This is a genomic window from Delftia sp. 60 (genome assembly GCF_002754395.1).
Classification (GTDB): Bacteria; Pseudomonadota; Gammaproteobacteria; order Burkholderiales; family Burkholderiaceae_C; genus Comamonas; species Comamonas acidovorans.
In genome coordinates this window covers 5099128-5111108 of sequence record NZ_PEFD01000001.1, presented here as the reverse complement: position 1 = coordinate 5111108, position 11981 = coordinate 5099128, and the positions used below count along the sequence as shown (strand labels likewise).

General features: G+C 67.3%; 11 protein-coding genes. 7 read left to right on the top strand and 4 right to left on the bottom strand.

Annotation, left to right across the window (positions count from 1 at the left end):
• Positions 1-17: 17 nt before the first annotated feature.
• The 6 genes from pstC (at position 18) to phoR (ending at position 5602) form a co-directional block, all read left to right on the top strand.
• Positions 18-956 (top strand): phosphate ABC transporter permease subunit PstC, encoded by a 939-nt coding sequence (pstC, locus tag CLV01_RS23070; protein WP_012206716.1) that lies wholly within the window; start codon positions 18-20, stop codon positions 954-956.
• Positions 957-973: 17 nt separating this feature from the next.
• Complete coding sequence (gene pstA, locus CLV01_RS23065) at positions 974-1837, top strand: phosphate ABC transporter permease PstA (RefSeq protein WP_034398840.1); 864 nt, start codon at positions 974-976, stop codon at positions 1835-1837.
• A 38-nt stretch (positions 1838-1875) separates the two neighbouring features.
• Positions 1876-2658, top strand: coding sequence for a phosphate ABC transporter ATP-binding protein PstB (gene pstB / locus CLV01_RS23060; protein WP_012206714.1), 783 nt, complete (start codon positions 1876-1878; stop codon positions 2656-2658).
• 13 nt (positions 2659-2671) lie between these two features.
• Complete coding sequence (gene phoU / locus CLV01_RS23055; RefSeq protein WP_012206713.1) at positions 2672-3373, top strand: phosphate signaling complex protein PhoU; 702 nt, start codon at positions 2672-2674, stop codon at positions 3371-3373.
• Between the two features lie 20 nt (positions 3374-3393).
• Complete coding sequence (gene phoB, locus CLV01_RS23050) at positions 3394-4089, top strand: phosphate regulon transcriptional regulator PhoB (protein ID WP_012206712.1); 696 nt, start codon at positions 3394-3396, stop codon at positions 4087-4089.
• 118 nt (positions 4090-4207) lie between these two features.
• The gene (phoR, locus tag CLV01_RS23045; protein WP_012206711.1) at positions 4208-5602 is read left to right on the top strand and encodes a phosphate regulon sensor histidine kinase PhoR; all 1395 of its coding nucleotides are present in this window, start codon (positions 4208-4210) and stop codon (positions 5600-5602) included.
• A gap of 42 nt (positions 5603-5644) precedes the next feature.
• Here the strand turns inward: phoR and CLV01_RS23040 are convergent, their stop codons facing one another.
• The 4 genes from CLV01_RS23040 to CLV01_RS23025 all read right to left on the bottom strand — a co-directional run bounded on the left by CLV01_RS23040 (position 5645) and on the right by CLV01_RS23025 (position 10457).
• Positions 5645-7012: an MATE family efflux transporter gene (locus tag CLV01_RS23040; protein ID WP_099733113.1), complete on the bottom strand. Its 1368-nt coding sequence runs from the start codon at positions 7010-7012 to the stop codon at positions 5645-5647.
• A complete protein-coding gene (locus tag CLV01_RS23035; RefSeq protein WP_099733114.1) occupies positions 7009-8748 on the bottom strand; it encodes a hypothetical protein in 1740 nt (579 codons plus the stop codon). Before CLV01_RS23035 ends, CLV01_RS23040 begins: the two co-directional genes overlap by 4 nt.
• A 155-nt stretch (positions 8749-8903) precedes the next feature.
• Positions 8904-9149 carry a type B 50S ribosomal protein L31 gene (locus CLV01_RS23030; protein ID WP_013801474.1) on the bottom strand — a complete coding sequence of 82 codons (246 nt, stop codon included), beginning with the start codon at positions 9147-9149 and terminating at the stop codon, positions 8904-8906.
• 114 nt (positions 9150-9263) lie between these two features.
• Positions 9264-10457 (bottom strand): citrate synthase family protein, encoded by a 1194-nt coding sequence (locus CLV01_RS23025; protein ID WP_034396128.1) that lies wholly within the window; start codon positions 10455-10457, stop codon positions 9264-9266.
• Between the two features lie 101 nt (positions 10458-10558).
• Here CLV01_RS23025 and CLV01_RS23020 point away from each other — a divergent pair, with 101 nt between their 5' ends.
• The gene (locus tag CLV01_RS23020) at positions 10559-11968 is read left to right on the top strand and encodes a CoA transferase (protein WP_099733115.1); all 1410 of its coding nucleotides are present in this window, start codon (positions 10559-10561) and stop codon (positions 11966-11968) included.
• Positions 11969-11981 lie beyond the last annotated feature (13 nt).

Genomic DNA, 11981 nt, shown 5'->3' with positions numbered 1-11981 from the left:
CTCCGCTACGCCCCCCGATGCTCTCGGGGCGCGTGGCGGATCGCTTGTTTGGCGCTCTCGCGCGTCTGGCCGCGCTGCTGACGCTGGGCCTGCTGCTGGCCATCCTGGCTTCGCTGCTGGTCGGCGCCTGGCCCGCCATCTATGAATACGGTCTGAGCTTTCTGGGCCGCAGCGTCTGGGACCCCGTTCGCAACGAATATGGCGGCCTGGTCATGATTTACGGCACGCTGGCCACTTCGGCCATCGCGTTGCTGATTGCGGTGCCCGTGAGCTTTGGCATCGCCCTGTTCCTCACCGAGCTATCGCCCGCCTGGCTCAAGCGCCCGCTGGGCACCGCCGTCGAGCTGCTGGCTGCCGTGCCCTCCATCGTCTACGGCATGTGGGGCCTGATGGTCTTCGGTCCCGTGCTCTCCACCTATGTGCAGCAGCCGCTGCAAAAGCTGTTTCAGGGCGTTCCTTATCTGGAAGCCTTCGTGTCCGGCCCGCCCGTGGGCATCGGCATCCTGTCGGCCGGCATCATCCTGGCCATCATGATCATCCCCTTCATCGCCTCGGTGATGCGCGACGTGTTCGAAGTCACGCCGGCCCTGCTCAAGGAGTCGGCCTACGGCCTGGGTTCCACGACCTGGGAAGTGGTCTGGAAGGTCGTGCTGCCCTACACCAAGACCGGCGTGCTCGGTGGCGTGATGCTGGGTCTGGGCCGTGCGCTGGGCGAGACCATGGCCGTCACCTTCGTGATCGGCAACATGAACCAGCTCAACTCGCTGTCGGTCTTCGAGGCTGCCAACAGCATCACCTCGGCGCTGGCCAACGAGTTTGCCGAAGCGGGCGAAGGCCTGCACCAGGCTTCGCTGATCTATCTGGGCCTGGTGCTGTTCTTCATCACCTTCGTGGTGCTGGCCTGCTCCAAGGTGCTGCTCAACCGTCTGCAGAAGAATGAAGGAGCCCGCTCGTGAGCAGCACCTCCACCAAGATGATCAATGCCGCTGAACTGACGCGTGTGCGCCAGGCCAAGTACGCCAAGCGCAAGCGCGTGAACCAGGTGGCGCTGACCCTGTCGCTGGCTGCCATGGCCTTCGGCGTGTTCTGGCTGGTCTGGATCCTGTGGGAAACCATCACGCTGGGTATCGGCGGCCTGAGCCTGGCGCTGTTCAGCGAAATGACGCCTCCGCCCAATGAGGCGGGCGGCATTGCCAACGCCATCTTCGGCTCGCTGATCATGGTGGCGCTGGCCACCTTCGTCGGCACGCCCATCGGCGTGATGGCTGGTGTCTACCTGGCCGAATACGATGCGCGCGGCTGGCTGGCCAATACCACGCGCTTCGTCAACGACATCCTGCTGTCGGCACCTTCCATCGTGATCGGCCTGTTCGTCTACACCGTGGTCGTGGCGCGCTTCAAGAGCTTTTCCGGCTATGCGGGCGTGGTGGCGCTGGCGCTGATCGTGATTCCCGTGGTCATCCGCACCACCGAGAACATGCTGGTGCTGGTGCCTGCCAGTCTGCGCGAAGCGGCCTATGCACTGGGCACGCCCAAGTGGAAGGTCATCATCATGGTGACGCTGCGTGCAGCGCGTGCCGGCGTGATCACCGGCGTGCTGCTGGCCGTGGCCCGCATTGCCGGGGAAACCGCTCCGCTGCTGTTCACGGCGCTGAACAACCAGTTCTGGAATGCCGACCTGTCCAAGCCCATGGCCAGCCTGCCGGTGACGATCTTCAAGTTCGCGATGAGCCCTTACGAGAATTGGCAACAACTGGCCTGGGCCGGCGTGTTCCTGATCACCGTGGCGGTGCTCGGTCTCAATATCCTGGCGCGGTTCCTGACCCGCCAGAAGTAATGCAGCAATAAGCAATCAACAAGGACAAGGATCACGCAATGACTGCGACCTCTTCCACCGCGCTGAACTCCTCCAAGCTGACGGTTCGCGACCTGAACTTCTACTACGGCAAGTTCCACGCCCTCAAGGGCATCAACCTGGACATCCCCGAAAAGAAGGTCACGGCCTTCATCGGCCCGTCGGGCTGCGGCAAGTCCACGCTGCTGCGCACCTTCAACCGCATGTTCGAGCTGTACCCCGAGCAGCGCGCCGAAGGCCAGATCATGCTGGACGGCGAGAACCTGCTGACCAGCAAGCAGGACGTGGCGCTGATCCGCGCCAAGGTGGGCATGGTCTTCCAGAAGCCCACGCCGTTTCCCATGTCCATCTACGACAACATCGCCTTCGGCGTGAAGCTGTTTGAAAACCTCAGCTCCTCCGATATGGACGACCGTGTGGAATGGGCACTGCGCAAGGCAGCCCTGTGGGGCGAGGTCAAGGACAAGCTGCAGCAAAGCGGCTCGGGACTGTCCGGCGGCCAGCAGCAGCGCCTGTGCATCGCGCGCGGCATTGCCATCAAGCCCGAAGTGCTGCTGCTCGACGAGCCCTGCTCGGCCCTGGACCCGATCTCCACGGCCAAGATCGAGGAGCTGATTGCTGAGCTGAAGAACGACTACACCGTCGTCATCGTGACGCACAACATGCAGCAGGCAGCGCGCTGCAGCGACTACACGGCCTACATGTACCTGGGCGATCTGGTGGAATTCGGAGACACCGAGCAGATGTTCTTCAAGCCCCAGCGCAAGGAAACGGAAGACTACATCACAGGCCGCTTCGGCTGAGCAGGAGCAATCGATGAACGAAAAACACCTTTCCAGCCAGTTCGACAGCGAACTCAACCGCGTCTCTGCGCGCGTCATGGAGCTCGGCGGCCTGGTCGAGTCCCAGATCCGCCAGGCGGTCTATGCGCTGTCGCGCTTCAGCATCGAGGCCGTGGAGCAGGTCGATGCCGCGGAAAAGCGCGTCAACGCCATGGAAGTGGAGATCGACCACGAGCTCTCGTCCATCATCGCCCGGCGCCAGCCCACGGCGCGCGACCTGCGCCTGCTGATCGCCTTCTCCAAGGCCACGGCCAATCTGGAGCGCATGGGTGATGAAGCGCACAAGATGGCGCGCATGGTCAAGTCCATCATCGAAAGCGGTGCTGCGCGCTCCCTGCCCACGGGCGACCTGCGCACGGCGGCCGAGATGGCCTCGGGCCTGCTGCGCAAGACGCTGGACGCCTTTGCACGCCTGGACACCAAGGCTGCCGTGGCCATCCTCAAGGAAGATGATCTGATCGACCAGGAATTCGACGGCTTCGTGCGCAAGCTCATCACCTACATGATGGAAGACCCGCGCACCATCTCGGCCAGCCTGGACCTGTTGTTCCTGGCCAAGGCCATCGAGCGCATCGGCGACCATTCCAAGAATGTGGCCGAGCTGATCATCTATCTGGTGGAGGGCAAGGATGTCCGTCACCAGACCATGGATGCCATTGAGTCGGCAGTGCTGTAAGTGCCGGAGGCGAACAACGGATGAAGAAGATGCCCATGGTCCTCATCGTCGAGGACGAGCCCGCCATCGCGGAGCTGATCGCTGTCAACCTGCGGCACAACGGCTTCCAGCCGGTCTGGGCCGAGGATGGCGTGACGGCTCAGCGCGAGCTGGATGCCGTGCTGCCCGACGTGATCCTGCTTGACTGGATGCTGCCCGGCGCCAGCGGCCTGTCCCTGGCGCGCAAATGGCGCGCGGACAGCCGCACCAAGGCCGTGCCCATTCTGATGCTCACGGCGCGCGGCGATGAACCCGACAAGGTGGCGGGGCTCGATGCGGGCGCCGATGACTACATCACCAAGCCCTTCTCGACCCAGGAACTGCTCGCGCGCATCCGTGCCGTGCTGCGGCGCCGTGCGCCCGAGCAGATTCAGGACAAGGTCAATATCGGCGAGCTGGTGCTCGATGCCGCCGCGCACCGCGTGAGCTGGCAGGGCGACATGATCAAGGTGGGGCCCACCGAGTTCAAGCTGCTGCACTACCTGATGAAGCACCCCGAGCGCGTGCACAGCCGTGCCCAGTTGCTGGACAAGGTCTGGGGCGATCACGTCTTCATCGAGGAGCGCACGGTGGACGTGCACGTCAAGCGGCTGCGCGAGGCGCTGGGCATGGCTGGTGCATTGATCGAGACGGTACGCGGCGCCGGCTACCGGCTCAGCGCGCAGGCGCTGGCCTGAGGCCGTTTTTTCCGCATGAATCCACGCATGGCCTTCACGGGTCATGCCAGGGCGCCGCTGCCCAGGGCAGCGAATACAACGCAAAGAAGGCGCAAGTATGGGTTGGCGAGGTTTCCGCTTGTTGGCGTCCCAGATCGCGGGCGCATTGCTGGGCTGGTGGCTCTGGGGCGTCATGTCCGCCTCCAGCCCCGGCATGGCTGCCCAGGCCGTGGCGGCCCTGACGGGGGCGTTGTGCGCGGGCTGGATCTGGTGGCTGGTGGACAGCTGGAACGCCATGCGCCTGCTGTCCTGGCTGCGCCAGTCGGAGCTGCGGGAGGCGCCCGAGCTCAGCGGCATCTGGGGTGAGGCCAGCGTGCGCATGCGCCGGTGGCTGCGCCAAAGCGTGCAGCAGGTGCAGCAGGGCGATCAGCGCCTCAACGACATTCTTTCCGCCCTGCAGGCCAGCCCCAATGGCGTGGTCCTGCTGGACGCCGATGGGCGCATCGAATGGTGCAACCAGATTGCGGCGCGGCAGTTCGGCTTCGATGCCGAACGCGACCTGCTGCAAAGCATTGGCAACCTGGTGCGCGACCCCGAGTTCAGCGCCTATTTCGCCACCCAGGATTTCTCACGCGACCTGGTCATGCAGGGCCGCGAGAGCACGGCCTCGCGGCCCGTCAAACTGTCGGTGCAGCTGTATGGCTATGGCGAAGGGCGCAAGCTGCTGCTGGCGCGCGATGTCACCGCGGTGGAGCAGGCAGAGGCCATGCGCCGCGACTTCGTGGCCAATGTCTCGCATGAAATCCGCACGCCGCTGACCGTGCTCGTGGGCTTTGTGGAGACGCTGCAGAACCTGCCGCTGGAGCCCGAGGAGCGCAACCGCTACCTGGGACTGATGGCCCAGCAGGCCGAGCGCATGCAGCATCTGGTGGAAGACCTGCTGGCGCTGTCGCGCCTGGAGGGCAGCCCCTTGCCCAGCAGCAACGAATGGGTGCCCGTGGCCCAGCTGATGCAGCGCTGCGAGAACGAGGCGCGCGGCCTATCTTCCATGCTCACGCGCAAGCAATCCCTGCCGCATGCGCTGAGCTTTCCGTCGGCCGAGATGCTGGCGCAGGCCGGTGAGGTGGCCGGCGCCAGCGCCGAGCTGCAAAGCGCTTTCTCCAACCTGCTGGCCAACGCCATGCGCTATACGCCGGCAGGCGGGCGCATCGAGGTGACCTGGGAGAGCCTGCCTGATGGATCGGCACGCTTTGCCGTGCAGGACTCCGGGCCAGGCATCGAACCCAAGCACCTGGCGCGTCTGACAGAACGCTTTTACCGTGTGGACCGCAGCCGTTCACGCGACACCGGCGGCACGGGCCTGGGCCTGGCCATCGTCAAGCATGTGCTGCAGCGCCATGGCGCCAAGCTGGGCATCACCAGCGCGCCGGGCCAGGGGTCGGAGTTTTCCGTGACCTTTCCGGCCAGCCGTGTCCGCATCGCGGCCCCAGGCACACGCGAAGTCGGCGAGGCCCGCGAAAGCCGCGCCGCATAGGCATAGGCGTGGGCGTGGCCCCGTGTGAACGGCCGCTGCCGTTCAGCGGCTTGTGGCTTTGCGCACGATGGCGCTGAACACCAGGGCCGTCACCAGCAGCGCACAGGCACTGCTGGCCCAGAACGGGGCGGGCGTGCCATGGTGCAGCCAGGCGGGCAGGGCGCTGTCCGTGCCGTAGGCCAGCCAGTATCCGCCGGCCAGTCCGCCGCCCCACAGCAGCAGGCAGTAGATGGCCAGCGGCGCCACGGTGATGCGGTAGCAGCGCAGCACGAAGAGGCAGAAGGTCTGCACGGCGTCGGCCACATGGTAGGCAGCCACCCAGGCCAGCAGGCTGGCGGTAGTGGCCACCACCTCGGGGTTGCTGCTGTAGATGCGGGCCAGGCCCTCGCGGGACAGGAACAGTGCCGAGGCCAGCACCAGTCCACCCGTTGCCGCAAGCCGCCAGCCCATGGTGACAAGGCGGCGCGCCATGGCCTCGTCCCCCGCGCCGCGCCAGTAGCTGATCCGCGCGCTGGTGGCAATCGCCAGCGACAGGGGCACCATGTAGCACAGCGCCGCAAGATTGGCAGCAATCTGGTGGCTGGCCGAGGACAGCGTGCCCTGGCGCGCCACGAACAAGGCCATCAGCGTGAACGAGGTCACCTCCACCAAAATTGCCAGCCCTGCAGGAACGCCCAGTCGAGCGAACTGCGCCAGTTGCGGCCAGTCCGGGGGCTCCATGCGCTGCCACAGCGCCAGGGGCGCATACAGGCTCTGGCTGCGCATCAGCACGAATGCGAGGGCAACCATGGCGTAGTTCACCACCAGCGTGGCCCAGGCACAGCCCTCGGCGCCCAGCGCAGGCAGGCCGGCGCCGCCAAAGGCCAGCCAGATCGACAGGGGGATTTTCAGCAGCAGCGACAGCAGCTGCAGCCAGGTCACCAGCAGGGGATGGCCCAGCGCCTGGTTCAGTGTGCTGTAGATGCGAAACAGCAGCGCGGCCGGAAGGCTCCAGGCCAGCACCGAAAGATAGGCCCTAACCTCCACCTGCAGCGGTGGCGGCACATCGGCCCAGCGCAGCAGAGCATCGGGAAACAGCAGCACGCCCATGCCAAGGGCGCAGGCGGCCAGCAGCATGTACATGGCCTGGCGCAGCGTGCGGCCTATGGCCTCGGGCTGTCCGGCGCCGCGATGCTCGGCCCACAGCGGCAGCAGGGCCTGGAAGATGCCCATCAGCGAGACATAGACACTCACGAAGATGGCCGAGCCCACGGACAGCGCTGCCAGCGCTTCTTCGGCGTAGCGGCCCGCCACGATGGTGTCGGTCACGCCGAAGGCCATCACCGCCAACTGCCCGGCCAGCACGGTCAGCGCGTGCTGGGCGATGGTGCGCCGTTCGGTGCCCAGTGGCGCGCGCGCGGGCTGGCTCATGGCCTGGCCTGGGCGCGGCTCGCCTCGGGCCTGCGCTTCAAGACCAGCAGGAAGTCCTTGCGATCGGTGGGACGCACCACGCGGGCCACGGTTTCCCAGGTGCCCTGCAGGCGCGCGCTGTGCGGGTCCAGCCAGGTTTCTTCCTCGGCCACCATCCAGTCGCAGCGTGCGGCGCCGGCCATGCTCAGGCGTTGGGTGTCGATGTCGCCGTAGTAGCGCAGCGCCGCAATGTGGGCGCGGGGCAGGCCATAGGTTTGCACGCAGCTGCCGTCCTTGGGCAGTTCGGCCAGCACCTGGCGCATCTGCGGCTCGAAGCTGCGCGCGTGGTCCAGCAGCGGCAGCCACAGCGTCATCAGCAGCAGCCAGCCCAGCGTGGCGCCGCTGGCCGGCAGCACCAGGCTCTTCCAGATGGCGGCGCGGTTGCGCGATGTGCGCCAGGCGACGAGCACGCACCAGGCCAAGGTGGCGGCAACCGCCACGGCGAAGGAGAACACCGAGAATTCCGGCGTGAACTGCGGAGCCAGCCTGGCCACATTGGCAGCCGGCTTGGCGGGAACGCCCGTCTGCAGCGAAAGCCAGATCACCCAGATGGCAATGGCGGCGGCGCTGAAGAACAGCAGGGTGAACCAGTCGATCAAGGCACTGATGCTGCGGCGCAGCGTCGGCAGGGCAAAGGCTGCCAGCGTGGCGATGGCGGGCAGGCCCAGCAGCAGGGCGCGGTCCGCAGGCAGCGTGCTCAGCGAAGCGATCACCGGAATGACGGCGAACCACAGCGGCAGCGCCAGATGGGGATAGCGGCGAGGCGCGGCGATCTGGCGGCGCCACACCCACAGGGTCCACATGGCCAGCGGCCAGGCCGGCCAGCTGAACCACAGCAGCAGCCTGACCAGGCTTTGCCATTCCTTGGCGGTGCCGCTGTCCACCAGGCGCCAGGCCCATTGGTCCAGCCACCAGGACAGTGCAGCCGCCAGCAGCGTGACGCCCAGCCACAGCGCGGTCCAGATGCGCGCCTCGCGCGGTGCGGGCGAGGGCTCGTCACCCCAGGTGCGCGAGAAGAACGCCATGGTCGCACCGCCCAGGCCGAACAGCGAGGCCACGGTCGGCGCGCCGCTCAGCGCCAGGCCCGGCAGGCCCAGCAGCAGCGCCAGCATGGCGGTGCGGCCGTGGTAGGGCATGGCTGCGGCGGCAAAGAACAGCAGGGCCGCGCAGCCGAGCTGGGTCATGTAGCTGGTGGTTTCATGGGAAAGCTGGGCCAGGCCCAGGCAGGCCACCAGGGCCAGCAGGCCGCCATCGGCCATGGCGCGCGCATAGTCGGTGGGCTGTGCCTCGCCGCCAAAGGCAAAGGCCACGGGGCGCGCGCCCGGCGTGCGCGCCAGGTAGTACACGCCCCACCAGGTGGCCGTCAGCGTGAGCACCAGCATGGCGATGAAGGGCAGGCGTGCCGCCATCTCCAGATGCAGCCAGGAAGGCGCTCCCTGCATGGCCAGTGCGCCAAGCCAGTACGACAGCAGGCCCTCGGATTCGGGCAGCAGGCCCGCCATGCGCGGTGCCAGCCACGAGGTATGGCCCAGGGCCAGCTCCCGCATGTAGCCGAAGGCCTCCATGTCGGCCATGCGCCAGGGGCTGCGCCCCACATATCCGGGCACGACATAGGCCAGGCACAGCAGCAGCAGCGACCAGCGGGGCAGGCGGCGCACGGCGCTTTGGGCAACGATGGCAGGGGTGGGCTGGTTCACTCACAGGACTTTCTGCAACGGAGGGCGCAAGAATACGCGAAGCAAGGGCCTCGAAAAGCGTGGAACATGCCTGGCCGGCAGGGATTGGCCGGACTGCGAAAAACAAAAGGGCAGCGCGGTTGCCCGTGCTGCCCTTCTGGCCGGAGAAGCAGGATTTACTTCTTGCCGAAACGGTTGCGGAAGCGCTCCACACGGCCGCCCATGTTGTCCACCGACTTTTGCGTGCCGGTGTAGAACGGGTGCGACTCGGACGAGGTGTCCAGCTTGAACAGGGGGTAGTCCTTGCCTTCGAAGGTGTCGGTTTCCTTCGTGTTCACGCAGGAGCGGGTCACGAACTTGAAGCCGTTGGACAGGTCCACGAACAGAACTTCGCGGTAGTTGGGGTGGATGCCTTCTTTCATGATCTTTCCTTCTGATGCAAGTGCGGTAGCCGTGCCTGACCCGCTGCAACCTTTGTAGCGGTTCAAATCAAGCGTACTTTCCGCAAGAAAAAGCCCTGCATTATCGCATAGTGCTCAATTGCGTGCCAAGCCGGCGGGCCTGAGCCCCGTGTACGCCGCGCGTGGCCGGATGATCTGCCGTGTGGCGCGCTGCTCCAGCGCCTGTGCCAGCCAGCCTGCGCAGCGGCCCAGCGCGAACAGCCCGAAGGCGCTGCCCGCCGGCAACTGCAGGTGCCGCCGCAGGGCCACCAATGCGAAATCGACCGAAGGGGCCAGGCCAGTGAGTGCCATCACTTCGGCCGCCAGGGCCGCCGCCGGTCCCTGCCTGGGCAGCATTTCCAGCAACAGGGCGGCGCGCACATCGCCTTCGGGGTAGAGGTGGTGGCCGAAGCCGGGTAGGGTCTCGCCGCGCGCCAGGCGCTGGCGCAGGCGTGCCGGGGCCTGCGCCTCGCCCAGCTCGTCCCAGAGCGCCTCGACGCGCGCGGTCGTGCCGCCGTGGCGCCCGCCCGTCAGGGCGGCAAGGCCTCCCACCACGGCCGCCCGCAGGCTGGCGCCCGTGGATGCCACGCAGCGCGCCGTGAAGCCGGAGGCGTTGAGTTCATGGTCGGCGCACAGCACCAGGGCCATGCGCACCAGGTCGGCGCCTTGTGCGTCCAGCGCCCAGGCCTGGGCGCATTGCAGGTGGATGGGGGTCTTGTCCGGCGCCGTGCCCAGCAGGCAGGCCGCCAGCAGGCGCAGGAGCGCTCCGCAGCCTGCCGCCAGCCGTTCTGGCGATTGCTGCCATGCGGCGGTGGCCGCGTCATCGCTGGCGACGGTGAACAGGGCCAGCAATGTGTTTTCGCAAGGCTGGCCGGCCATGCGCTGCTGCAGGTCGGGCAACACAGGGGCAGCCTCCACGGCGTGTGCGGCGAAGGCGGCATCGGCCGGGTATTGCCAGAGCAGGGCGGCGGTCTCTTCCAGCGTGTGCGAGCGTGCCCAGTCCACGGCGTCCTCGCCACGGTAGTAGAGGCGGCCCTGTTCTATCAGCGTGATCGATGACTCCAGCACCGGCAGGCCCCAGTTGAGCGCGGCCTGGGCGACTTCGCGGGGTTTGCGGCCCTGGCCGCGCTGGCGCGCGAGCTGCTCGACCTCTTCGCGCAGGTAGCGGCTTTCGCGCGGCGTGTCTGCCGCATGGGCATGGAGCAGACCCCGGCTGACATAGGCATACAGCGTGGCGCGGCTCACGCCCAGCAGTGCGGTGGCTTCGGTCGAGTTCAGGTAGTCGGGCATGGGTGTGATGATATGTTGATTTATTTAATCAATATTGACAATATTTTCTGGAAATCTATGGTGCGGGTTCCAACCCTTGTTTCCGTTGCCAGGAGTGCTCCATGTCCAGTCTTCCATCCCCTTGCGCTTTTGATCACTGCGCCGCCCAGATCTGGGCGGCACTGGGAGGTGCCCACGGCGCGCTGCACCGTCTGGAGATGCGCGGGCAAGGCGCCTTGGCCTCGGTGTTCCCGGTCTCCGATCTGGCGGCAGCCAGCCTGGGTGTGGCAGGCCTTGCCATCTCCGAGTTGGTGGCCCAATGCGGCGCTGCCGCGCCGCAGGTGGTGGTGGACCGCAGGCTCGCGTCCCTGTGGTTCGGCAGCAGCCTGCATCCGCTGGGCTGGGAGATGCCCGCGCTGTGGGACGCCGTGGCCGGTGACTACCGCACGGCCGATGGCTGGATCCGCCTGCATACCAATGCGCCCCACCACCGCGCAGCGGCGCTGGCTGTGCTCGATGCGCCGGCCGATCGGGAGGCTGTGGCTGCGGCGGTCAGGTGCTGGACGGCGCATGAGTTGGAGTCGGCCGTTGTCGCGCAGGGTGGCTGTGCCGCCGCCATGCGCGGGCTGGCTGCCTGGGCTGCGCATCCGCAGGGGCAGGCCATGCAGCAGGAGCCTTTGCTGGCGTGGCAGGTGCATCCGCAGCCGGGCCAGCCCTTCAGTTTCAGTGCTGGTGCGTGGCAGCCATCGGCGCAGCGGCCGCTGCAGGGGCTGCGCGTGCTGGATCTGACGCGCATCCTGGCCGGTCCCGCCGCCACGCGCTGGCTGGCGGGCCATGGTGCCGAGGTGCTGCGCATCGATCCGCCCGGTTGGGAGGAGCCGGGTACGGTGCCTGAAGTCACGCTGGGCAAGCGCTGTGCCCGGCTGGACCTGCGGGCGTCCCAGGATCGTGCCGTGTTCGAGCAACTTCTGGCCGGCGCCGACGTGCTGGTCCACGGTTACCGGGACGGTGCGCTGGAGGGGCTGGGATTCGGGGCCGCGTGGCGCCGTCGACTGAATCCCTCGCTCATCGATGTGTCGCTCAACGCCTATGGATGGAGCGGGCCCTGGCAGCGGCGGCGCGGCTTCGACAGCCTGGTGCAGATGAGCGCCGGCATTGCCGATGCAGGCATGCACCGGCTGGGCCGTGACCGACCCACGCCGCTGCCGCTGCAGGCGCTGGACCACGCCACCGGCTATCTGATGGCTGCCGCCGTGGTGATGGCGCTGGTGCGGCGCATGCAGGGGCAGGGCGGCAGCACGGTGCGCGCCTCGTTGGCGCGCACGGCCCATCTTCTGGCGGGGCATGGCGTGAGCGACCCGGATGCCTGCCCGCTGGCGCCGGTGAACGGTGCCGAGGATTTCAGCGCGGCGATCGAGGCGACCTCCTGGGGCGCGGCGCGGCGCCTGCGGGCGCCGGTGGAGGTGGCGGGTGCGCCCATGCATTGGGAGCGCGCGGCCTGTGCGCTGGGCACGTCTGTCGCAGCGTGGTGAGACGGGCGGCTGG